19 protein-coding genes are annotated in these 23,819 nt (G+C 64.2%); 13 read left to right on the top strand and 6 right to left on the bottom strand.

Going from position 1 to position 23,819, the window contains the following annotated elements:
- Position 1 precedes the first annotated feature (1 nt).
- A complete protein-coding gene (locus HAHE_RS14240) occupies positions 2-274 on the bottom strand; it encodes a WXG100 family type VII secretion target (protein ID WP_338685352.1) in 273 nt (90 codons plus the stop codon).
- A gap of 110 nt (positions 275-384) precedes the next feature.
- On the opposite strand from HAHE_RS14240, the gene HAHE_RS14235 reads away from it, so the two are divergent.
- The 7 genes from HAHE_RS14235 (at position 385) to HAHE_RS14205 (ending at position 12,054) form a co-directional block, all read left to right on the top strand.
- Positions 385-1,173 carry an MBL fold metallo-hydrolase gene (locus HAHE_RS14235; protein ID WP_338685350.1) on the top strand — a complete coding sequence of 263 codons (789 nt, stop codon included), beginning with the start codon at positions 385-387 and terminating at the stop codon, positions 1,171-1,173.
- 37 nt (positions 1,174-1,210) lie between these two features.
- The gene (locus HAHE_RS14230; protein ID WP_338685348.1) at positions 1,211-2,761 is read left to right on the top strand and encodes a TIGR03790 family protein; all 1,551 of its coding nucleotides are present in this window, start codon (positions 1,211-1,213) and stop codon (positions 2,759-2,761) included.
- 4 nt (positions 2,762-2,765) lie between these two features.
- Positions 2,766-4,142 (top strand): DUF2851 family protein, encoded by a 1,377-nt coding sequence (locus HAHE_RS14225; RefSeq protein ID WP_338685347.1) that lies wholly within the window; start codon positions 2,766-2,768, stop codon positions 4,140-4,142.
- Between the two features lie 9 nt (positions 4,143-4,151).
- Complete coding sequence (dprA, locus tag HAHE_RS14220; RefSeq protein WP_338685345.1) at positions 4,152-5,252, top strand: DNA-processing protein DprA; 1,101 nt, start codon at positions 4,152-4,154, stop codon at positions 5,250-5,252.
- A 197-nt stretch (positions 5,253-5,449) separates the two neighbouring features.
- The gene (locus tag HAHE_RS14215; protein ID WP_338685344.1) at positions 5,450-8,320 is read left to right on the top strand and encodes a PVC-type heme-binding CxxCH protein; all 2,871 of its coding nucleotides are present in this window, start codon (positions 5,450-5,452) and stop codon (positions 8,318-8,320) included.
- 218 nt (positions 8,321-8,538) lie between these two features.
- On the top strand, positions 8,539-11,091 hold the full coding sequence (gene topB / locus HAHE_RS14210) for a DNA topoisomerase III (RefSeq protein ID WP_338685342.1): 2,553 nt from the start codon (positions 8,539-8,541) through the stop codon (positions 11,089-11,091).
- Positions 11,092-11,493: 402 nt separating this feature from the next.
- Complete coding sequence (locus HAHE_RS14205) at positions 11,494-12,054, top strand: POTRA domain-containing protein (RefSeq protein WP_338685341.1); 561 nt, start codon at positions 11,494-11,496, stop codon at positions 12,052-12,054.
- 183 nt (positions 12,055-12,237) lie between these two features.
- On the opposite strand, the gene lpxD is transcribed toward HAHE_RS14205, so the two are convergent.
- Both lpxD and HAHE_RS14195 read right to left on the bottom strand, forming a co-directional pair.
- Positions 12,238-13,272: a UDP-3-O-(3-hydroxymyristoyl)glucosamine N-acyltransferase gene (gene lpxD / locus HAHE_RS14200; protein WP_338685339.1), complete on the bottom strand. Its 1,035-nt coding sequence runs from the start codon at positions 13,270-13,272 to the stop codon at positions 12,238-12,240.
- Positions 13,269-13,907 (bottom strand): OmpH family outer membrane protein, encoded by a 639-nt coding sequence (locus tag HAHE_RS14195; protein ID WP_338685338.1) that lies wholly within the window; start codon positions 13,905-13,907, stop codon positions 13,269-13,271. The genes lpxD and HAHE_RS14195 overlap by 4 nt, the downstream gene beginning before the upstream one ends.
- Positions 13,908-14,035: 128 nt before the next feature.
- Between HAHE_RS14195 and panC the strand changes: the two genes are divergently transcribed.
- The 3 genes from panC to HAHE_RS14180 all read left to right on the top strand — a co-directional run bounded on the left by panC (position 14,036) and on the right by HAHE_RS14180 (position 17,447).
- Positions 14,036-14,875 carry a pantoate--beta-alanine ligase gene (gene panC, locus HAHE_RS14190; protein WP_338685337.1) on the top strand — a complete coding sequence of 280 codons (840 nt, stop codon included), beginning with the start codon at positions 14,036-14,038 and terminating at the stop codon, positions 14,873-14,875.
- A 79-nt stretch (positions 14,876-14,954) separates the two neighbouring features.
- Complete coding sequence (gene nadB, locus HAHE_RS14185; protein WP_338685336.1) at positions 14,955-16,568, top strand: L-aspartate oxidase; 1,614 nt, start codon at positions 14,955-14,957, stop codon at positions 16,566-16,568.
- A 6-nt stretch (positions 16,569-16,574) separates the two neighbouring features.
- Positions 16,575-17,447: a hypothetical protein gene (locus HAHE_RS14180; protein WP_338685335.1), complete on the top strand. Its 873-nt coding sequence runs from the start codon at positions 16,575-16,577 to the stop codon at positions 17,445-17,447.
- On the opposite strand, the gene HAHE_RS14175 is transcribed toward HAHE_RS14180, so the two are convergent.
- Positions 17,441-19,141 carry a transglutaminase-like domain-containing protein gene (locus tag HAHE_RS14175; protein WP_338685333.1) on the bottom strand — a complete coding sequence of 567 codons (1,701 nt, stop codon included), beginning with the start codon at positions 19,139-19,141 and terminating at the stop codon, positions 17,441-17,443. The two genes, HAHE_RS14180 and HAHE_RS14175, sit on opposite strands and share 7 nt — an antisense overlap.
- Entirely contained in the window at positions 19,134-20,246 is a 1,113-nt protein-coding gene (locus HAHE_RS14170) for a DUF58 domain-containing protein (protein ID WP_338685330.1), read from the bottom strand. Before HAHE_RS14170 ends, HAHE_RS14175 begins: the two co-directional genes overlap by 8 nt.
- A 120-nt stretch (positions 20,247-20,366) precedes the next feature.
- On the opposite strand from HAHE_RS14170, the gene gltX reads away from it, so the two are divergent.
- The 3 genes from gltX to aroE are packed head-to-tail and all read left to right on the top strand — an operon-like array spanning position 20,367 to position 22,855.
- Positions 20,367-21,677, top strand: coding sequence for a glutamate--tRNA ligase (gene gltX / locus HAHE_RS14165; protein WP_338685329.1), 1,311 nt, complete (start codon positions 20,367-20,369; stop codon positions 21,675-21,677).
- A gap of 19 nt (positions 21,678-21,696) precedes the next feature.
- Complete coding sequence (locus tag HAHE_RS14160) at positions 21,697-21,963, top strand: hypothetical protein (RefSeq protein ID WP_338685328.1); 267 nt, start codon at positions 21,697-21,699, stop codon at positions 21,961-21,963.
- A gap of 4 nt (positions 21,964-21,967) precedes the next feature.
- Positions 21,968-22,855: a shikimate dehydrogenase gene (gene aroE / locus HAHE_RS14155; protein WP_338685327.1), complete on the top strand. Its 888-nt coding sequence runs from the start codon at positions 21,968-21,970 to the stop codon at positions 22,853-22,855.
- Positions 22,856-22,861: 6 nt separating this feature from the next.
- Here aroE and HAHE_RS14150 read toward each other — a convergent pair whose 3' ends face one another.
- On the bottom strand, positions 22,862-23,800 hold the full coding sequence (locus HAHE_RS14150) for a hypothetical protein (protein ID WP_338685325.1): 939 nt from the start codon (positions 23,798-23,800) through the stop codon (positions 22,862-22,864).
- Between the last annotated feature and the right edge of the window lie 19 nt (positions 23,801-23,819).

Here is a 23,819-nt window from a genome sequence, read left to right as displayed (position 1 = left end):
CCTACCTCTGGTCGAGATACTGCTGGATCCGCTCGGCCTTGCGCATCAGGTACGGCGCATGGCGCTCGGCTACCTCGTTGAACCGCTTCAGCCCTTTCATCGTCTGCACGAACTCCGCCGCGAACTTCTCCTGCTCCTGATCCTGCCACGTGTCGCCCAGCGAGGAAAAACGCGCCATCAACGACGCCGACCTCTCGCGAAGATCCTCGTTGAAACGCTTCAGCTCCGCCGCGAACCGGCGCAACTCCTCGGGATCGACGATCGCTTGGGACATAGCGAGGATCATGCTCCACCCCGGCGATCTGACAACCGGGAAAGCCGGATGCCGCGACAACCCGCCTTGGACACCGTGACTCCCTGTGCAAGCCTGCGGCCGACAAGCGCATGGCGGAACCCTTTCACCTGACCTTCCTCGGCACCGGCACCTCCGTCGGGGTTCCGGTCATCGGCTGCGACTGTCCGGTCTGCACGTCCGAAGACCCCCGCGACCGCCGTACGAGATCGTCGGTCCACCTCCAGGCCGGCGACATCGAAATCCTCGTCGACTCCGGCCCCGATCTCCGAGAGCAGGCACTGCGAGAAGGACTGAAGCGGATCGATGCCGTGCTCTACACCCACGCGCACGTCGACCACGTCGCCGGCTTCGATGAACTGCGGGCCTTCTGCTGGGGCCGCGACACGCCGTTGCCGATGCACGGCAGCGGCCAGACCCTCGAGATCCTGCGCCGGATGTATGTTTGGGCGTTTTCGCCGGAGAATGTCTACCGCGGGTATGTGAAACCCGATCCGATCGAGTTCGACGGCACCCTTCGCTACGGAGACCTCCAGATCACGCCTCTGCCGGTCGTGCACGGCTCGATCGAGACCCACGGCTTCCTTTTCGACCACCCCGGCCATCCTCCGATCGCCTACATCCCGGACGTGAAGGAGATCCCCGCCCCCACGCGCGTCCTGCTTCGGAACATCGACATCCTCATCGTCGATGCCCTCCGCCCGAGCCCGCACCCGACGCACATGTCGGTCGCCGAGGCGCTCGCCGAGATCGAGTCGATCGGCGCGTCACGCGCATGGCTCACGCACCTCGGCCATGAGAACGGCCACGCCGCCCTCGAGGCGATCCTTCCGCCTAACATCCGCGTCGCCTACGACGGTCTGCGCATCCCGGGTTTTTGAGGTTTCATCTTCGGCCCGGAAGGGTTCCCATGCGGTCATGATCCGCTTGCTGGCTCTCATGCTGCTCCTGCCGCTGCACGCGGCGGCTTCCGATCCGCCCGCTCCGGCGACGGTCGCGGTCGTTTACAACAGCGAGATCGACGAATCCAAGAAGCTGGCCATCGCCTACGCGGAGGCGCGGAACGTTCCCTTGGAAAACCTCGTCGGGCTGGCGCTTCCGGACAAAGAGGAGATCAGTCGCGAGGAATACGACACGCTCATTCGCGGGCCGTTGACCGCTGAGTTCGACCGACGCCAGTGGTGGAAGCGAGGACCCGACGATGAAGGAGACCTGCAGATGCAACAGACCCGGATCCAGATCCTCGTCTGCATGCGCGGTGTGCCCAGCCGGATCCAGCACCCGAATCCCGTGAATCCCGACGGCAGCCCGTTGACGCAGCAGCAGGGCATGATGACGCGCAAGGCCGCGGTCGACTCCGAACTCGCGCTGCTCGGCTCCGAGGGACACTCGCTCGATGGCGCGCTGGCAAATCCCTACTTCAAAAAGGACAGCCCGATCACCAAGGCCGGCATGCCGATCCTTTTGGTCGGCCGGATCGATGCCCACAGCTTTCCCGTTTGCCACCGGATGATCCAGGACGCGGTCGAAACCGAAAAGACCGGCCTGTGGGGTTTCGGGGTCATTGATGTCGCCAACAAGATCCCGCAGGGCGATCTCTGGTTGCAGACCGCGGCCCGCGCACTCGATCGGGAAGGGATTCCGACACTTGTCGACCGCTCCAACGACACCTTGCCGATCAACTTCCCCCTGAAGGATACCGCCATCTACCTCGGCTGGTATGACTTCAATGTCAGCGGTCCGTTCAAGAATCCGGGGTTCAAGTTCAAGCGCGGTGCGGTTGCGGCTCATCTTCACTCATTCAGCGCGCGGCAGCTTCGCGACGCCGGCAAGAATTGGTGCGCGCCGCTGCTGGCGCGCGGCGCCTGTGCCACGATCGGAAACACCTTCGAGCCGTGGCTCCACATGACTCACAACTTCGACGTGTTCGCCGAGCGGCTCCTCGCTGGCTACACGCTGGTCGAGGCCGCCTACATGTCGATACCCGTGCTCTCATGGCAAGGGGTGGTGCTCGGCGACCCTCTCTACCGGCCCTTTCTCCATCTCGACGGCTCGGGGACAAAAGCGGATGACGACCGGCTCTTCCGGGCGTTCCGGATTTCCATGCTGAGATGGCCCAATGATGAGGCCGAACGCGAAAAACAGCTCCGCGCCGCTGCGGCGCGGATGGAAGACGGCCGACTGCTCGAAGCGCTCGGGCTGAACCTCGCAAGCAACGGCCAGGAGTCGAGGGCGGGATCCGTCTTCCGCGACGCGAAACTTCGTTTCGACGACGACTACGACAAACTCCGGATGGACCTGTATGTCGCAATGCTGGACCGCGAGGCCAAACGCACCGCCGCCGCGATCCAAGGCTTGCGGGTGGCGAAGGCAACCTACGCATCCCTTCCCGAATCGAAGGCGACGGAGGCATGGCTCAACATCCTCGATCCACCTCCACCTCCACCGGTTCAACCGAAAGCACGCTGAGCCGATGGGCGCCTACGCCCAACTGCTGGCGACCACGCGCGGCGGAGTTGCGGAGGCTCCGGCCGTGCCGCTGCCGACCGAACTGGAGCTCCAGGCGCTCTGGTTCGCCGGCGCCTTCGGTCGCGAGTTTACCGACTCCGACGGCCGCTCCGTCCGCATCGTCCAGTTCGGCGAATGGAATCGTGGGGCCGGACCAGACTTTCTCCATGGGGCCGTGGAGATCGATGGCGAGACCCACACGGGCGCGATCGAGCTCGACACCGAACCGGCGGACTGGGAGGCACACGGACACGGCGCGGATCCGGCATTCAATGGAGTGGTGCTTCACGTGGTATTCCGCGATTCGCCCGTCACGTCCTTCACCCGCACCTCCGAGCACCGGGCCGTGCCTCGGGTCCGGCTTTCAGCGGAAGCTCTTGAGGCCGTGCTCCAGCTCCCGGTGCGGGAAGTCGCCATCGCACGCCCCGGACGCTGCGTGCATCCGCTCGCCGGGCTTTCGGAGTCGTCCGTTCAAGCGTTGCTCCGGCAGGCCGCCGAGCACCGGGCCGCTCTCAAGACACGGCGCTTTCTTCATACCACCGATGCCCACGGTCGCGATGCCGCATTGTTCCAATCCGTCGCCGAGTCCCTCGGCTATCGGGCGAATGCACTGCCGATGCGACTGCTCGCCCAGCGGATGCCTTTGGCGGCGCTAAAGGAAAACACCGAGGCGATACCGGCACTGTTGTTCGGCGTCGCCGGTTTCCTGTCACCCGACCTCCACGAAAAGGCGCCCCCCGACACGCGGGACTACCTTCGCAACCTCTGGGACACATGGTGGAAGCACCGCGATCGCTGGGAGTCACGCCAGCCGCTGCCATGGAAAATGCACGGCCAACGGCCGGCCAACCATCCGCATCGCAGAGTCGCGGCGCTCGCAGCGCTTGCCGCAAACTGGCCCGCCTTCCGTCAACGGGCCCTCGGACGGCCGTTCGATCCCAAGAAGGTGATGACTTTCCTCGCCGAGCTCAATGATCCGTTCTGGACGCACCGGCACACCCTCTCGTCGCGGGCTTCGGACCGACCGGTCGCGCTCTTCGGCAAGTCGCAGGCGATCGAATTCGTCGCCAACCACGCAGCTCCCCTCGCCCTCCACGAGGACCCGGAATTCGGCTGGGATGAGCTGCGGAAACTCCCCGCCGGCGCCAAGAACGAGAAAGTCCGGCGGTGCGCGATCCGGCTCTTCGGCTCCGAGGAAACCGCCGGCCCCTGGCTTAGAAAAGCCGCCCACCATCAGGCCCTGCTGCAGATCTACCACGACTTCTGCCTCGAGGACGTGACCGACTGCCACAATTGCCCGTTCCCCGAACAGCTCTCCCAGTGGGATCATCCCGAGAACTGACCTCCCCCCATGCTCGAAGCCCTCATTGCCCTCAACGCCCTGCCGAAGATCGGTCCGGTCCGGATTCGCCGCCTCCTCGATCGTTTCGGCTCGGCCGATGCCGTGCTCTCGGCGCCCAAGGACAAGCTGCTCGGTGTCGAAGGCATCGGCCCGGAAACCGCGAAGGTTCTGCGTGACTGGGAATCCCACACCGATCCCGCCGCCGAGCTCCGCGAGGTCCGCGAGCGCGGGCTTTCGATCCTCACTCCGGACGACGAATCGTTCCCGCCCGGCCTTCGCGAATCTTTCGACGCGCCGATCCTGCTCTACGTCTGGGGCCGGATCGAGGAGCGCGACAGGCACGCGGTCGGCGTGGTGGGAACCCGTCGATCTTCCATCTACGGGAAAAACAGTACCAAAAAACTGTCGTTCCAGCTCGCGAGCTCCGGTTTCACCATCCTCTCCGGACTCGCCCGCGGCATCGACACGACCGCGCACGAGGCTGCAATCGCGGCAGGCGGACGCACGGTCGCGGTGATCGGTTCCGGACTCGCCAAGCTGTTCCCCGCCGAGAACCTTCCGCTCGCCGAGCGGATCGCCGACGGCCACGGCGCCGTCGTGTCCGAATTCCCGCTCCACACGCCACCCGACAAGCAGACTTTCCCGCAGCGCAACCGGATCGTCGCGGCATGGTCGCGCGCCTTGCTCGTCACCGAATCGCCGGTCTGGTCAGGCTCACTCATAACCGCCAATCTGGCCGGTGAATACGGCCGCCCGGTTTACGCCGTGCCCGGCCCCATCGACAAACCCACGTCCGCCGGCTGCAACCGCCTGATCCGCGAGGGAGCTACGCTCATCACCGACGCCGGAGAACTCATCGACGACTTGTCCGGCCTGTTGCCGATGGACCGCGGGCTTCAGCCCGCCCCGGAGCCCGAGAAACCGGACCTCCCCGAACTCCCCCCGGAAGAAGCCACCGTCCTGACCGCCCTCGGCACCGACGAGAGCGGCATCGACCGCCTCATCGACTCCACCGGCCTCCCCGCGCCCACCGTCACCGCCACCCTCCTGAAGCTCGAAATGAAGCGCCTCGTCCGCGCCCTCCCCGGCTTCCGCTACGTCCGGAGGTAATTGGGAGTGCGGTGGCAGAGCCCCGCAGGGGCGTCGACGCCGCTTTCGGGCAGCATCAGCCGACCGCACTTCGCCACCGTTCGTCCCGCCCCGGAAAGCGGTGTCGCCACTCGCAGGCTCGCTCTGCCACCGCACTCCAAATTCTCCCCAAGTTCCGCCCTGACAAGCAGGGCCGGAACGACGTAATCCTAGCGGTCGTGCGTTCCCTCATTCCGTTCATCGCCACCGCTCTCAACGCTGCCGAGTTTCCCGAGCCAACGAATACCGAAACCCGGCCCGGCACGCCGATGCCGGCCCAAGAAGTCGCCGCGAAAACACCGATGCCGGAAGGCTTCAGGATCGGTGTCTTCGCCGCAGAGCCGACGGTGCAAAACCCCATCGACTGCTCATGGGACTTCGAGGGCCGCATGTGGGTTGCCGAAAATTTCACCTACGAACGCCGCGGCACGAACCTGCGCGACGACTTCCGCGACCGGGTGATCCTGCTCAAGGACACCAGCGGAGACGGCAAGGCGGATCAGCGCCGCGTCTTCACCGACGACCTCATCAACCTCACCTCGCTCGAGTGGACGCCGGAAGGCCTGTGGGTCATGTGCCCTCCACAGCTTCTTTTCATTCCTGACAAGAACCGCGACGCCGTGCCGGACGGACCGTCCGAGGTGGTTCTCGACGGTTTCACGGTGCCGAAGAACAACCACCACAATTTCGCCAACGGCCTGAGGATCGGACCCGACGGCTGGCTCTACGGACGCTGCGGCGGCTCCGCACCCGGAGACGTCGGCAAGCCCGGTACACCGGCCGCCGGGCGCATCCCGCTTCGCGGCGGTGTGTGGCGCTACCACCGATTCCGCGGAACCTTCGAGGTCATCGCATCCGGCACCACCAACCCGTGGGGACACGACTGGGACAAGGACGGCAACCTGTTCATCATCAACACCGTCAACGACCACCTCTTCCACGTCGTGCCCGGGATGCGACTCGCGAGGAAGATGACCCGACCCGCCCATCCGCGCGTTTATGAAATGATCTCCGGACACGCCGATCATTGGCACTACGACACCAAGGGCGAATGGCACCAGTCCCGCGACGGCGCCGCCAACGACCTCGGCGGAGGGCACGCCCATGTCGGGATGATGATCTACCACGGAAACAACTGGCCGGAAGAATACCGGGGCCGGCTCTTCACGATCAATCTCCACGGCCGACGCATCAACCAGGAGATCCTCAAGCCGGAGGGCTCCGGATTTGTCGCAAGCCACGCCGAAGACCTGTTCGTCACGCCCGATCCATTCTTCCGGGGCGTCGAACTGACCGAAGGCCCCCATGGCGAGGTTTACCTCCTCGACTGGTCCGACACCGGCGAGTGCCACGAACACACCGGCGTCCACCGGACCAGCGGCAGGATCTACATGATTACCTACGATGAATATCGTAAATTCGATGTGTTGACCTTGGAAGAGAGGAACGACGACGAGAATTCCGGAGATATCCAACCATGGTTCCTTCGCATCTATCAAACGATAGCGCCTATGCCCCGGATCGAACCAAAGCTGGCTGACGCCGGACCTGACGCGGTCAGCAGAAGCCTCAGGTTCACCACCGATTTCTGGCCGCTTGACCGGATCGACTGCACCAGAACCGACCTCCCCAACACGGTGGAGGAAGCCGAGAAATATCTACCGCACATGGCGCGGTTGGCAGACCACTCACCTAGGGTCCGCTTGGAACTCGCGTCGATCCTGCAGCGCCTGCCGGTCCGCTTGCGGAGGAACCTGGCAGTTCCTCTGGTCCGGCATGCCGAGGACGCCGACGACCACAACCTCCCCCTTCTCGTCTGGTATGGCCTGATCCCCGTCGCCGACCACCACCCCGACCACCTCGTCGAGATCTTCGCCGCCTGCGAGTGGCCCAAGCTCCGCCAGTTCATCGCCCGCCGACTCGCCGAGGATCTCGACACCCGCCCGGCCCCGCTCGATGCGCTGCTGCGGACCGCGCGAGCCCACTCGCGCCCGGGAGCCTCCGCCGACATCGTCATCGGCATGTCCCAAGCCCTCTCCGGCTGGGCCACCGCCGAAGCCCCGCGTTCCTGGAAAACCTTCACCGAAACTGTTCCCCCTGCGTCCAAGGCCCAACTCGACGAACTCCACTCGCTCTTCGGCGACGGTCGTTCCATCGCCGAAATCGAAGCCGTGGCCCGCAATCCGAAAGCGCCCCTCGAAGCCCGCCACGCCGCCGTCCGCGGCCTCATCCGGGCCAATCCGGACAACCTCAAGCCGATCCTCCTTTCCCTCCTCGACACTCGCCAGCTCAACACGACCGCTGCCTCTGGTCTCGCCAGCTTCGACGACCCGAAAGTCGCCGAGGCCCTCATCCGCAAGCTCGGCAAGTTCCACTCCACCGAGCAGGACAAAATCCTGGAAATCCTGAGCGCCCGACCCGTTTTCGCCAAAGCCCTGCTAGCAACCGTCGAGTCCGGCAAACTCCCGGCAAAGCAACTCACCGCCTATCACGCCCGCCAGATCGAGAACCTCGGCGATCCCGTGCTGACCGAGAAACTCCACAAGCTCTGGGGCACGCCGAGCTCCACCGACGCCGCCAAGGCCGACCTCATCGAGAAAACCCGCGCCGCCCTCACTCCGAACGTACTCGCCGAAGCGTCCCTCAAGTCCGGCAAGCAGCAGTTCGAGGCCCGCTGCGCCTCCTGCCACAAGCTGCATGGCAAGGGCGGCAACATCGGCCCCGACCTCACCGGCGGCGGCCGGAGCGACCTCGACTACCTCCTCCACAACATCATCGATCCCTCATTTGAGTTGGCCCCCGACTACCGGATGGAGATCTTCACCCTGAAGGACGGCCGGACCCTGACCGGGGTCGTGAAGGAGTCGTCCCCGAAGACCGTCGTCATCCAAACCATGACCGATCGCGTGCCGCTCGAGCGGGGTCAGATCGGGAAACGCCTCGTGATCGAGACCTCCCTGATGCCCGAAGGCCTGCTCAACGGCCTGAGCCCTGAACAAGTCCGCGATCTCTTCGGCTACCTGATGCATCCGGGACCTCCCGCGGAGTGATTCCGAATCGGTCGCGCGGGTGATTTCCCACAAATTTTCCCGACTCCGCCGCTGTCCTATCCGGAGTCGCCCGGATTGGCCTGAGAATGAGCAAGGACGGGCGTCCCAAAAAAATCATCCCCTACGGGGATTGGCGACCCTGTCCCGGAATCCCCTTGCCAAGCGGCCCCCGGGGCGTCTAGTCCGTCGCCACCGTCCCGCCACAGACGACCACTTTCATGGGAAAAACGCTGATCATCGCCGAGAAACCGTCCGTCATGACCGACCTCAGCCGGGCCTTGGCCAAGGTGTTCGGCAAGTTCGAGAAGAAAGGGAAGGCCCGGGATGCCTACTTCGAGAATGACGACGCCGTGATCACCTCGGCGGTCGGGCACCTGGTAGAGCTCCGGATGCCGACCGGCCCCAACGGCAACAAGCTGCCGTGGAAATTCGACGTCCTCCCCGCGATCCCGAGCCGCTTCGATCTCGATCCGATCGAGCAATCGTCGGCCCGCCTCAAGCAGGTCGTCCGGCTCGCCAAGCGCAAGGACATCGATCTGATCGTGAATGCCTGCGACGCCGGCCGCGAGGGAGAGCTGATTTTCCGCTACATCATGGACATCGGCGGCATCGACAAACCGGTGAAGCGCCTCTGGATGCAGTCGATGACCCAAGGCGCGATCCTTGAGGCATGGGAACAGCTCCGTTCCGATGAGGAGATGCAGCCGCTGGCCGACGCCGCCCGCTGCCGTTCGGAGTCCGACTGGCTGGTCGGCCTCAACGCGACCCGCGCGCTGACCTGCTTCCGCTCCCGCCACGGCGGCTTCAACATCACCTCCGCCGGCCGGGTGCAGACCCCGACGCTCGCGATCCTCGCCAAGCGGGAGGCCGAGATCCAGGCCTTCAAGCCCGATCCCTACTTCGAGGTCCACGGCACCTTCGGCGTGAAGGCGGGTGACTACCTCGGCAAGTGGATCGATCCCGAGTTCAAACGGGACCCCTCCCAGCCCCATGGCCGTGCCGAACGGATCTGGGATCGCTCTCTGGCCGAGGCCATCAAGTCCCGCTGCGAGGGACAGACCGGCCGGATCGAGGAAACGAAGAAGCCGTCCACCCAGATCGCTCCCCAGCTCTACGATCTCACCACGCTGCAGCGCGAGGCGCCGTTCTCCGCCAAGGGCACGCTTTCACTGGCCCAGGCACTCTACGAGAAACACAAGATGGTGACGTATCCGCGGACCGACTCGCGGTACCTGCCGGAGGATTATATGGCCACCGTTCGCGAAACGATGGCGGAAATCGCCAACAGCGACCTTCCGGTCGCCGAATTCGCCCGGGCAGCTCTCGAGGAGAAAAACGGGGCCAAGCTGATAATGTCCAAGCGGATCTTCGATTCATCCAAGGTCACCGATCACTTCGCGATCATCCCGACGGGCCGCGTGGTGAAACTCTCGGACGCGGAACAGACGCTCTACGACTTCATCGTCAAACGCTTCATCGCCGTCTTCTATCCGAACGCCAAGTTCGAGCAGACGACGCGCCTGACCCGGATCGAGACGACCGGGGCGAATGATGTCTTCAAGACCGAAGGACGGGTGCTGGTGGAGCCCGGATGGCTCGCGGTCTATGGCCGCAAACCGGGCGTCGCTTCCGGAAAGGACGGTCTGACCGCCGTCGAGGACGGCGAAACCGCGAACACAGAGTCGCTCGAGATCCTCGATCTCGAAACGAAACCGCCGGCCCGCTACACCGAGTCGACCCTGCTCTCCGCCATGGAAGGTGCCGGCAAACTGCTCGATGACGAGGAACTGGCCGCTGCGATGTCCGAACGCGGACTCGGCACTCCGGCCACACGCGCCGCGATCATCGAGACGCTGCTGCGCCAGAAATACATCGCCCGCGATGGAGACGGCGGACGCGCGCCCCTGCACGTCAGCCCGAACGGCATGCGCCTCATCCGCCTGTGCAAGGAGATGAACGTCGAAGGTCTCGCCTCGCCACAGATGACGGGCGACTGGGAGTACAAGCTCCGGCAGATGGAGCTCGGCAAGCTGCAGCGCGACGAGTTCATGGATGAGATCAAGGCCTACACCACGAAGATCGTGGAGCAGGCCAAAGGGCTCGCGGAAGAACTCAAGAGCCGAAGCTTCCCCGATCTCGAAGTGCCCTGTCCCGCCTGTGGCGCACCGGCTCTGAAACAGACCGACGCCACCTACGAGTGTCGTGAACCGGACTGCAAGTTCCGCGCGAAGAAACACATCGCCGGCCGATTGCTCACTCCGAAGGAAGCGAAGCAACTCTTCACCACCAAGTTTGTCGGACCGCTCGAAGGCTTCATGAGCCGCTTCAACAAGCCCTTCGAGGCAGGACTCGAGCTCGACGACAAGTTCAAGGTCAACTTCGTCTTCGATCAGGACGAGAAGGAATCGGCTTCGGATCTGACCGAAGACCAGGTCATCGGCACCGTGCCGCTGACCGACGGCCGTCAGGTGAAGGTTTACGGCACCGAGAAGGCCTGGTTCGTTCCCGAGATCCAGACCAAGAAGGAGCCCGACGGCATCCGCATCGGCAAAACCATTCTCCAGCGCGAGATTCCCGAAGAAGAGCTGCTCAAGATGCTCGCCGAAGGAAAGACCGGACTGATCAAGGGCTTCATCTCGAACCGGACCAAGCGCCCCTTCGACGCCCATCTGGTGCTGGATCTGGATGCCGGCAAGATCGGCTTCGAATTCCCGCCCAGGCCGGCCAAGAAGACCGCGAAAAAGGCTGCCAAGAAGGACTCGGAAGCTTGATTCAGCCCTGCCTACGCGATCTCGTTAGGGGCTCCAAAGCCTACAAAACAAGGGGTTTTGGGAAATACGAACCGAGATAGTCATAAAGACTTTGCTTTCCGGTGAGGTTCGGGATTACCTTCCGGCCGTCCGCCCCCAACAGGGCAACATTCCCCCCCAACGAGCCGTTCGCGGCCCCTTGACGGAAAGTTGAGGACACCGTTTTCCCCCAAACGTGTGTGTGTGTAAGCCGTCCGGCAGATCGTCCCCCGATCCGCCGGGCGGCTTCTTTCTTTTCCGGATCCGGGACATTGCTGTCCCGATTATGGAGTGCGGCTTTTCAAGCCGCGGGTTTGCTTCAAGGCGAGATTGATGCGCGGCGGCTTGAAAAGCCGCTCTCCCTATTCCAATTCATCTTCTTCCATGGCGAAGGTCACACTGCATCTACTCGCCGCCGCGTGCCTGTTCGGCGCGCTCGGGTGTCGGAGCAAGCGCACTTCCGTCGAAGGAGAGAGGATTGCCGCCGTGGAGTTCAGATACACCGGTCCGACATGGATCGAAGAACAGCGGCTACGAAACTACATCGTTCTTCGGCGAGGAGCGCCCTACTCCACCGCCGATGTGGACAACGACATCGTGGCGCTCTACGAGAGCGGGTTTGTCGACGACGTCAGGGTTTTGGCCGAGAAGCAGCATGACGGTGTTCGGGTCGTTTATGAAGTGGTGCCACGCCGGTCGCTGGGCGTGGGGACACTCATCGTAGGTAACCACTCGGTTTCCACCGAAGCACTGGAGGCGGACCTCGCGGGCCTCGATCCCTTCGACAGCGCCCCCGCAGAAATCGAAGCCGCCCGCCAAGCACTCCTCAAGCGTTACCGGAAGGCCGGTTTCCCCGACTGCCTGATCAAGGTGGTCGCCAAGGATGGTGGTCCTCCGAGACAGGACGATTTCATCTTCAGCATCATCGAAGGAAAACGCCGCTGACCTGTCGTCCCGGCCAATCGCCATGGCACCGGTTCGCCGAACCCCCCCATGGGAGGCGGGACGCCTCGTCCCGCAACCGGACCCGCCCGAACCCCGGAAACCTCTTTCTTCCGCTGTCCGGAAAAACCCACCGGTCCGCCCAATGCCCCCTGAGATCGCGGGACGAGGGCGTCCCGCCTCCCATCACCCCTTCTCCAGCCGCTTCACGCGCTTGATCAAGTCGGGCAATTTCCTCAGCGCCGCTTTCTGACGTTGCTCGTCCATGTGGGGCTGGGCGGGATAACCGCCGTAGGTCTGTCCGCCTTCCATATCCGCCGTAGCTCCGCTGCGTCCGGCGAATACCGCCTGATCGCCGATGGTCACGTGACCGCCGATGCCCGCTTGGGCGGCGAGGACGACATACTTGCCGGTCTTGGCGCTACCCGCGATCCCGCTCTGGGAAACGATCAGGTTGTGCGGACCCAGCTGCACGTTGTGGGCGATCTGGACGAGATTGTCGATTTTGGTGCCGGCACCGATCGCGGTCCGGCCGAAGCGCGCCCGGTCGATCGTCGTGTTGGCGCCGACTTCGACGTCGTCGTCGAGAACCACGATTCCGATCTGGTCGATCTTCACGTGGCTGCCGTTGACCGTTTCATAGCCGAAACCGTCCGAACCGATCACCGCGCCCGGCTGGATGATCACCCGGTCTCCGAGCACGCAGCGTTCGCGGATCGAGACCAGGGCGTGCACATGGCAGTCCACGCCGATCTTCACCTGTTCGCCGACCACCGCATTCGGCCCGATTTCGGTGCCGTCGCCGATCACCGCCCCTGCCATCACCACGGCCCCGGCATGGATCCGGACCTTGTCGCGGTTCAGCTTGGCGGTCTCGTGGATAACCGCGCGCGGATCGACTCCCGGCTCGAACTGCCGGGCATGCGCCGCCGTGAAGTGTTTTACCGCCGCACCGAAGGCATACGAAGGGTTCTCGGCCGCGACCAGCGCGACGCCTTCGGGCCCGTCCTCGACTCCCTTCGGCACGATCACGGCACCGGCCCGGGTTTTCAGGAACTGCTGGCGATAGCGCTCGTTGCCGAGGAACGAGAGCTCGGTGGCGGTCGCCTCGTCGAGAGAGGCGATGCCTTCGATCACAAAAGAAGGCTCGCCCCGGACGATGTCACCATCGACCTGTCGGGCGAGCTCGGAAAGGGTCAGTGCCACGGCCTCGCGGCTCACTCGGTGGCGCCTTCGGCAGGAGCGGGCTCGGTGGCCTCTTCCTCGGTGCCGGAGTCCTCCGGAGCGTCCTTGTTGAGGTCTTCAAGCAGCACGGCGGTGATGTCCGTCGCGTCCTTGGTGTAGAGCAGGAAAGGAACCTGCGAGGTGCTCATGCCCGACTTGTCGAACACGTAATCGTAGTCCTCTTTCTTGGCCTCTTCCTCCACCAGCTTGCGGATTTCTTCGAGGATACCCTTCATGCGCTGGACCATCTTCTCGTTGAGAGCCTGGTTGCGGCGCTGGAGGAACTCGCGGCGCTCACGGTCAAGCGCGATGCCCTCGTTCTGCTTCATCTGCCACTCGCGGTAAACCGACTGCTTCTTGGAGTCCGAGATCGACGGATCATCGAGCTGCTTGCGCATGTTCTGGAGCTCGGTGTCCAGCTCGCGGATGCGGGCGAGGCGCTCGTTGTTCTCCTTCTGGATCCGGGCGCGCTCGACGTTGATGTTCTTCTGAGCCTCGTTCGTGCGATGGTACTCTTTGAAAAGCTGCTGCATATCGACCGTCGCGATGTTCAGCTTGGCGTCCTGGGCGGCGGCGGCTCCACAAAGCCCGACAGCCATGATCAGGGCGGCGAATTTACGAATCATAGTCATGAATTGGATGGTTCCCGGTGGGGTTCGGGGAGACCGTGAACGGAATTCACCGACCCGTCAACGCCACTCCTGCCGCGCCAATTCTCCATTCTTGCCCCAATCGCGCCGCTGGAGAATCCTGCGGCACCATGCGCGTCGTCACCACCCCCGGGGACCTTCGAGATCCGAGCCCGGCGCCGCTGGTGCTGGTGCCTACGATGGGGGCTCTCCACGCCGGCCACCTCGCCCTGATCCGGCGCGCGCGGGAAGCCGCGGGACCGGACGGCACGGTGGCGGTTTCGATCTTCGTCAATCCGATCCAGTTCGATCGCCCCGGCGACCTCGACGCCTACCCGCGGAAGCTCGAGTCCGACCTGGAGAAATGCCGGTCGGAGGGCGTCGACCTGGTCTTCACTCCTGCTCCGGACGCGATGTATCTCCCGGACCGCTCGGTCACGGTGCTTGAGACCTCGCTTTCCAAGACCTTGTGCGGTGCCACCCGTCCCGGGCACTTCGACGGGGTCTGCACGGTGGTGCTCAAGCTCTTCAATCTCTTCCGTCCAGCGTCGGCGGTCTTTGGCGAAAAGGACTTCCAGCAGCTCGCGATCATCCGCCGGATGGTGCGCGACCTCGATCTTCCGGTCGAAATCATCGCCCACCCGACCCTTCGGGAGCCCGACGGATTGGCGATGTCGTCGCGAAATGCGCGGCTGACGCCCGATCAAAGAAACGACGCGACGCGCATCCGAAGGGGACTCGAGGCTGCTGCGTCGCTGCTGGAGGCCCGCCCCGGAGCGACTCCCGCGGAACTCCTCGAACAGGCTCGCTCAGCCATCGAATCCCCCCTCAACCGCATCGACTACCTCGAATTGGTCGACGCCGAGTCCCTGCAGCCGGCCAACGACCTGACCCAAGCCGCCCTGCTTGCGACCGCCGTCTTCTACGGAGACGTCCGGCTCATCGACAACCGCCTGCTGCCCTCGGGCTGACGCGCTCAGACAGCCGCATCCCGCATAATTCCTTGGCGTTTCAGGCTTCTTGGCGGTTCACTCGGTCCCCCCACCTGAAATGACCTCCGATTTCCTCGTCATCGGTGCCGGAATCGCCGGGCTGTCCTTCGCCATTCGCGCTGCCGCACATGGCTCGGTGACGGTCATCACCAAGGGCAAGCTGCTCGACTCCAACACGGCTTGGGCTCAGGGCGGAATCGCCTCGGTCCTCCCCGAGTCACTCCGGGAGGAGGGCGACTCGGTGGAATTGCACGTCGCGGACACCCTCGATGCGGGCGCCGGGCTTTGTCATGAGGAAGTCGTCCGGGAAATCGTCGCCGAGGGTGCCGCAACGATCGACGACCTCGTCAGCTACGGGACCGAATTCGACCGTGAATCCGGCCGCTACGAGCTGGCCAAGGAAGGTGGCCACTCGAAGCGCCGGATCCTGCATTCCCGCGACACGACCGGCCGCGAAATCGCGACATCGCTGGTGGAAAAGGCCCGCAATACGCCGAATCTGACCCTGCTCGAGGACCACTTCGCTATCGACCTGATCACCACCGCAAAGCTCGGCGTAGTCACCGAGGACCGCGTCCTCGGCGCTTATGCGCTCGAGCGGGAAAGTGGCGACGTGAAGGTCTTCCGATCCGACCGCGTGATTCTCGCCACCGGTGGCTGCGGCAAGGTCTACCTCTACACCACCAATCCCGACTCGGCGACCGGCGACGGTGTCGCGATGGCATGGCGGGCGGGTGCGACCATCGCGAACATGGAATTCATCCAGTTCCACCCGACCTGCTTTTACAACCCCGCCGCCACAGGCCCCGAGGCCCGGTCGTTTCTGGTTTCGGAGGCGGTGCGCGGCGAAGGCGCGGTGCTGGTCAACGCCAAGGGCGAAGACTTCGTCAAGGAAGCGGACCCCCGCGGATCGCTGGCTCCGCGCGATATCGTCGCCCGCGCGATCGACCGCGAGATCAAGAAGACCGGCGCTCCTTGTGTCTTTCTCGACGCCACCCACAAGCCGCCGGGCTTTTTCCACGAGCACTTCCCGTTCATCCACGAGAAGCTGCTCTCCTTCGGCTTGGACGCTGAAAAGGAGCCGATTCCGGTCGTCCCGGCCGCCCACTACCAGTGCGGCGGCGTGGTCACCGACGTGGCCGGAAAGTCCACGATCCGGGGGCTCTACGCCATCGGCGAAGCGGCATGTACCGGGCTCCACGGCGCCAACCGACTGGCATCCAACTCGCTGCTGGAGGGAAATGTGATGGCTCGGAGGGCGCTCGACCAGATTCTCCACCATTACGACCCCGGGAAGCACGCGCTGGACGCCCCGGATATCCCGGATTGGTCACACGGCGACACCGCCCCGCCGGATGAGCTTGTCGTGATTTACCACAATTGGGACGAACTCCGGCGGCTGATGTGGGACTACGTGTCGATCGTCCGTACCGACAACCGCCTGCGTCGTGCCGCAACCCGGCTCCGGAACCTGAAAAAGGAAGTCCGCGACTTCTACTGGGGCCACCGGGTTAATGCCGACATCCTCGAACTCCGGAATCTGGTCGCGGTGGCCTCGCTGGTCGTGGACTGCGCGATCCGGCGCCGGGAGTCCCGGGGCTTGCATTATACGCTAGACTATCCGGGCATTGACGAACGGTTCCAAAAGGACACCATCCTGCGCCGTTTCTGAGACCTTATGCGCGCGACGATTCCGCTCCTGACTCTGGCTGCCGCCCTCGCGGCCGCACCGTCAGCGCATGGCCAGACGACCTCGAGTTCCGCCAATCTGCCGCGTGTGGTGATTCCGACAAGCCGCGAGCCGGTCCAGCGGACCCGCCCGATGGCACAGACGGGCACCCAGCTTTACCCATGGCGTCAGAACATCCGCGCCACGGTGTTCTGGGTCGGCGAGCAACCGACGCAGAACAATCCCACGCCGAACTGCAAGTCGTCGTGGGACACGAAGTGGATGGAGAACTTCGGCGGCTACGACAATCCCGACCCGTCCCAGAGGATTGCCGACCATCGGAACTCCGATTTCCGCCCCAAGGCATTCATCCCGAAACTGAACCCCTTCTATATCGCGCTGCCCTACAACGACGTGGGTGGCTACCGGTCGCACAAGAAGGAGGCATCACGGGTGATCCCGTGGTTCGCCCGGATGTCCCCCCAGCCCGGCAAGACCACCCTCAAGGGCCGTTGGATCCAGATCTACCACGGAGGCCGTAGTTGCTACGCCCAATGGGAGGATTGCGGACCGTGGCGAACGGATGATTGGGAATACGTTTTCGGAAACCAACCCCCGAAGAACCGGTCCAACAAGTCTGCCGCGATCGACATCTCCCCTTCCGTCCGTGACTACCTCGGGCTGCACTCCGGCGAACTCTGCCACTGGCGCTTCGTCGAGGCGGCGCAGGTCCCCTACGGCCCATGGAAGAAGTATGGTAACCAGACGGTCGTCACCCGCGACGGAGCCGACCTCGAAGCGAAGCGCAAGTATCTGGAGTATCTCCGGAAGCTGCGTGACGAACAGTACAAGCGGAGCGGAAGTTCGAACGAACGTCACTGAATCGAGCGTTCCCACGCACGAAGGCTCTTGGCCAACCGTCGTTCTTCTCCGGCATCCCTCCGCCGGCCCTCGTAGCGCACCGCGTAGTGGTAGCGAAGCAGGTCGGCGGCAATCTCAGGTGGATCGTTGAGAGAAGTCAGCATCGCACGCATCGTCCGGCCCGGCCGACAACTCAGCCCGCGAAGCATGCACCCATTGAGAAAGACCCGCCAGTAGGGAGCGGGTGGCGCGTCGGATCCATCCCACCCCGCGCTGTCCCGGGGCCGACGGCGACGGGCGAACCAGAGCACCGCCACCGGCACACCGAAAAGCGCGGCGAGCCCAGTCAACCACGAGCGTCCCCCTTCGCCGATGACTTCGGATTCGGCCAGCAGATCGTCGGCGCCGGGAGGAGGCTCGTCGGGAGCGGCCAGATCGGGCCGGCCGTTGACGAAGGCCGTTGGCGGTGTCGGGTCGAGCACGACCCAGCCCCAACCTTCGAGCCACACCTCGGCCCACGCGTGGGCCTCCCGCGAGCGGAAGACGAACAACCTACCCGATTCGTAGTAAGTTCCACCGCTCCAGCCGTAGCAGATCCTCGACGGAACCCCCGCCGAGCGGGCCAGCAACGCGCCTGCCGTTGCGAAGAACTCGCAGTGACCCCGCTGCTCGTCGAACATGAAGTTCTCCAGAGGGTCCCGCCCATCCTCGTTTTCGGTAACAAGTGAATACTCAAGCGTGGTTCTGAGGTGGTTGCGGATGCGGACCAGACGCTCGACGAGCCCGCCTTCGCCTTGAACGACACGGGCCAGATCGGCGATCCGGAATCCCAACGCACCACCGGGCAGTTCGAGGAACCGATCCGGAACCGCGTCCGGCACGGCCACATCGAGGCCCACAAGGTCATCGAGCATGACCGGCCGGGAAAGCGTATCGTACTCGTAGCCGTTCTCGCTCTCGGGCGGCGGAAGAAGATGCAGCCCCGGCGCGAGTTTGCTCACTTGCGGCAATCGGGCCGCGGCCAGCCCCTGCAATCCGAGAACCGGATTCTGACCCGATCGCTCGAGACTGTGATAGACCCGGCAACCGACCGCCTCACCGCTTCGGACTTCATCAAGCCGGACCCATCCATCGTTGTCGGCGGGCAGCGGAACCGGTTCGACATCACCCACCGACCAGACCCCTTTGCCATACTCGGCCAAGGCGAAGGCGTGGACGTAGATCCGTGACGACAGGAGCGATGCGGCGTCACCGGAGGGCCGCAGAAAGACCTCGGGACGATTGCCCGGCTTGTAGTTGGTTCGCAACGGAAGCCGGCGCTCACCATGCCGGTCCCAGAGCCAGTTGCCGGCATTCGGGTCCCGTTCTCCGGCCTGTTCCTCCCTTCGCTCCTTGGCCGCCATCGGCCGCAGCCATTCCTCAAAACGGCCCGCCATCGTCTCGAGCGGCTCCGGCGCCACATTGAAGAATAACAGGAACGCCCCCTCGATCGCCAACACGACCGCCCCCAGGGACAGGTAGTCCGGCAACCGAACGCGCCGTCGGCTCGCCAGAACGGGGCCTTCCCCAGCGTGCGCCGCCGCCCAAAGCCCGAACCCCGCGAACAGACACAGCACCGCGACGCATGCGCGGACCATCGCCGGCCACGCGTCGGGGTGGCCTCGCAGCAGAACGTAGGCAGCCGCCAAGGCCACAAGCGCCGCAGCATTACGCATGGGTTCCTCCCTTCAAACTCAGCCCCTTTTCGTAGCGGGTCACATCGATCACCTTCGATCCGGGAACCTCGGCGGTCAACCGGCACCAAGACGATGGCGGCATGTCCGAAACCAGCAGCACTTCCCCCCTGAAGTCCGCCAACCGCGCCTCGACCTCATGAGCTTCCGTGCCCTTCGACCGCTTGGCCCGGGCCAGCGCCTCACCCAACTGCCCGAGCGCCGTGCGACCATCGATTTCCCGCGGCACCCATTCCTCGAAGTCAGCGATCCAAACCACCGGAACCCGCTTCGACTGGAGGTGGCGGACCGAACCCCAAGCAAGTGAAACCGCCCGCTCGAACCGGTCCGGCCGGATCAGGGCGCCATCCGCTCCGTACGAGTGGAAGATCAGCACCACGCGCTCCGGTTGGAACCCGGGCGGATCCATCTCGCGCACCAGCACACCACCACCCTGAGCCGTCGATCGCAGGCTCGATGGCCATGCGATCAGCTTGGCGGGATCGCCGGGCCGGTAGTCCCTCAACCCGCGCAGCTCGCCCATCGTTTCCCGGTAGCCCGGCCTGCGTCGGTCCCCGGCATTACGCGATCCGGCCCCCTCAAGCAGTTCGGGTGGAACCACAGGCCGCGGCAGGATCAGCATGCCATGCGGAATCCGCAGACGCCGCTCGAACCGGAACAAACCGCAGGGAAAGATCGAAGTGATCCGCGCTTCAACCGAGTCACCGGCCCCACGGTCGGGAATCACCGCCCTGACCTCCCCGGCGGCGTCAGATCCTGCAGCCACCCAAGGAAGCGAGCAGCTCTCGTCGAGCCCGCCGGGACCGATCAACTGGAGGCGCAATGCAAATGCGTCGATCAGGCGGCGAGGGTTGGTGACACGGATGGCGAAGCGGAGCTCTTCACCCGCTTGGGCCACGGGCGGCCCCTCAAGGGCCACATCGATCCGCCGCAGGTTCCATCGCCCCACGGCCCATGCCAGCCCGGCAAGGATCGCGGCGGCAAGCCCGAGCGCGATCAGCACCCCGTCGACCCTCAGAAGCCCGGCGGCCGCCAGCGCCACCGCCGCGCCGATCACCACACTTCCCCGGGTCTCGATCCTCGACATCCGGAGAAAGCATGGCGCCGATCCGTCGCGATCCAACTCCGAAACCGTGCCCACCCTTGTGAAACGAGGAATCGGGATATGGGCTTGGCACTTCTTCGGGGGAATCTAGCGTCCCTGCCCATGGACGTCCGCACACGCTTCGCCCCCTCACCCACCGGCTACCTCCATGTCGGCGGCGCCCGGACCGCGCTCTTCAACTACCTGTTCGCCCGGCAGCACGGCGGGGCGTTCGTACTGCGTGTCGAGGATACCGACCAGGCTCGCAACACCGAGGAAGCCCGCGCCGCGATCTTCGACGGCATGGGCTGGCTCGGACTGGACTGGGACGAGGGCGAAGGCAAAGGCGGTGATTTCGGACCCTACAACCAGTCCGAACGGACCGCGCTTTATGACAAGTGGTTCGAGGTCCTGCGCGCCGCCGGACGCGTCTATGAAGACGACGGCGCGTGGCGGTTCCGCTTCGAGCGGAAACCGGTGACGATGAATGATCTCGTCTGCGGTGAGGTGACGATCGACTACCGGGACGAATCCAACACGCCCGACATGGTCGTCCGCCGGTCGGACGGGTCCTATGTCTTCCACTTCGTCAACGTCGTCGACGACCTCGAAATGCAGATCACCCACGTGATCCGCGGAGAGGACCACCTGATGAACACCCCGAAGCACCTGCAGCTTTTCGAAGCCTTCGGGGTCGCTCCTCCCCAGTACGCGCACATCCCGCTGATCCTCAATGCCGATGGTTCCAAGATGTCCAAACGGGACGAGGGCGCTGCCGTCGGAGACTATCCGAAGAACGGATTCATCGCCCCGGCGGTCGTGAACTTTCTCGCGCTTCTCGGTTGGAATCCGAAAACCGACGAGGAAGTCTTCACCATGGATGAGTTGGTTGCGCGTTTCTCATTGGAGAACGTGAACCGCTCGCCCGCTCGCTTCGACGCGGAAAAGTGCGCGTGGCTGAACCAGCAGCACCTCCTCAAACTTTCGTCCGAACAGTTCGCGGAACTCGCGAAGCCATTCGTCGAGAAGGCCGACCTGCCCCTCGGAGAACGGTACCCCGCGGCGGCGGAGGCCGTCCGGGAGAAAGTCCGATTGCTTTCCGAAGTCCCCGGTGCGCTCGATTTCCTGCTGGTCGATGAGATTTCCATCGACACCGAACCGCTCGAAAAGGTCCGCAAGAACGACCAGGCGTCGACCCTGCTCGCCGCCCTTGCCGATCGTCTGTCGGGCATCGGCGAGTGGTCCGCTGAGGCGGCCAAGGAGGCGATCGGCGAGACGGCGAAGGAAAACGGCGCGAAGCCGGGCCAACTCATGTTTCCCACCCGAGTCGCTCTCAGTGGCAAGGGCGGTGGCCCGGACCTCGGGGACATTCTCCGAATCCTCGGTAAGGATACATGCGTCGCCCGCCTCCACGATCTGGCCACGAAACTCTGACTGCCTCGGGCGTTCCGGGATGAAGCCGAATCCTGTCCTGCTGTTCTATCTGACCTGGATCAATCCCGGTGTGGCACTGGTCGTACTTGCATGCTGCACCGGCTCGGCGCTCAGCGGGGTCCTCGACGATGTTGTCGGGGCGGGGACATCCGGGGGACCCTCTTTGTTTGAGGACCCGCTCGCGCTCTACTTCATGGGCAAGGGCCTCTTCTGTTCCTCCCTGCTGTTCCTCTTCGGATTGTTTTTCCGCGCCTACCTGATCCGTGGTTTTTCCCGAGCCGATTGATCCCATGCCCGTTTACCGACCCGAGACGCTCGAAGAAGCCAACGCCGGCGACAAACCCGCACGCCTTGCCGTGATCGGCCATCCGGTCGGTCACTCGGCCTCACCGAGGATGCACCAACCGGCGCTCGATGAAGCCGGCATCGACGCCAGCTACATCGCCGTCGAGGTCGATCCGGGCACGGTGGCCCAAACCTTCGCTCGTATGCGCGAACTCGGATTCATCGGCTGCAACGTCACGGTCCCCCACAAGTTCGAGGCGTTGGCCGCCTGCGACGAAATCGAGGACGCCGCTCGTGAACTCGGAGCGGTCAACACCGTGCGCTTCGATGACGATGCCATCCGCGGCACCAACACCGACGGCTACGGCTTCGAGCAAGCCATCCGCGAAGACCTCGAATTCGAACTCAGTGATGCGGCGGTCTTCATTGCCGGAGCAGGCGGCGGAGCCGGCGGCGCCATTGCCACGCATTGCGCCTGCTCCGGTGTCGCCCGCATCGTCCTGTCCAACCGCACGATCTCGAAGATCGAGGAACTGGCCACCAAGATCCGCCGTCTCCATCCGGATGTCGATCTGATCACCTGCGGAGCCGACGCCCCTGCCGAAGTGCTTCAGGAGCTCACCGGTTCCTGCTCGCTTCTCGTCAACACTTCATCGCTCGGCCTGAAGGCCGATGACCCTTCACCGCTCCCCGCCGGATGCTTCTTCCCCCGGCACGCCGTTTTCGACTCGATCTACCAGCCACCCCGTACTTCGTTCCTGATTGCGGCGGAGCAGGCAGGCGCCCGCACCGCCAACGGCAAGGGTATGCTGCTGCATCAGGGAGTCGCCGCCTTCCGCTACTGGTTTCCCGGCACCGATCCGACCGAAGCGATGCGCGCCGGCCTCGGCTAGGGCCGCTCAGTCTTCGGCCGGTTCGACCCGCACTCCAAGGTCGTCGATCGAGAACCAGTGGCACGCGAGGACTTCCTCGATCTCGATCCGCTTGGGATTCTCAGGATCGCGCCGCAGGCGGACCCGCAGCCTGGCCATCGAATACGGGTCCTCCTCGTGGAGTTCGGTTCCGTAGGGAGCCTCCTCATCATCGACCAGTTCGAATGCCGCTGTCAGGATCCGCCCGGTTTCCGATTCCGGATCCACCAGAATCTCCGGGGAACGGGAGCCCGTCTCGGCGGGAGACCACGGACGGGGCTCGAACAGCATGATCCTAGATACGTCTCCCTGTTCCCCACTCGACCCCGCCCGGCGACGGGCAAAAACGCGAAACTCCCCGACTTCGGGACCTTCTCCGGCAACAAAAACCGACAATGGCTGCGTCGAGTAGCGAACGAGGTTGTCCCAATCGATCGACCACTCACCCTCGTGATTCTTGATGAAAAGGAACTCGAGTCTCCGGTCTTCCCCCATCATTCCGATGCTCTCACACATCCTACCCTTCGGAGTCTCAATCCACCGGAAGGTCGGCAGAGTGAACTCTTCGCCATCAGTACCGACCAACCCGTCACCCTGGAAATTCACCATTTTCCTCAGGGTCTCGTCGGGTTGGTAGGTCAGCTTCGCACGGTGCTCGGAAGCCGCACTCGCAAGAAACGACGCCACCAGTCCGTGGCAGGCTTGGTAGGCCTCCTGAAACTCCCGGCCGCTCTCGGCCAACTCCGTCACGCTTTTCTGGCCCGCTAGCGAGTCCGATCCCTGCTGGCGGGAGATGTTGACCATCCAGACGACGAACCCGAGGAACAGGATCCATCCGAGGACAAACCATGCGATACTCTTGGCCTTCGACGATTTGGCGCGAAGTTCGTCCGGGCGATTGGACCCGGAGGAAGTTCTCCTGTTCATGGACTTCTTGTCGGCCTGC

This window comes from Haloferula helveola (assembly GCF_037076345.1).
Taxonomy (GTDB): Bacteria; Verrucomicrobiota; Verrucomicrobiia; order Verrucomicrobiales; family Akkermansiaceae; genus Haloferula; species Haloferula helveola.
Note: the sequence above shows the minus strand (reverse complement) of the source record. Positions and strands in the feature narration are given on the sequence as shown.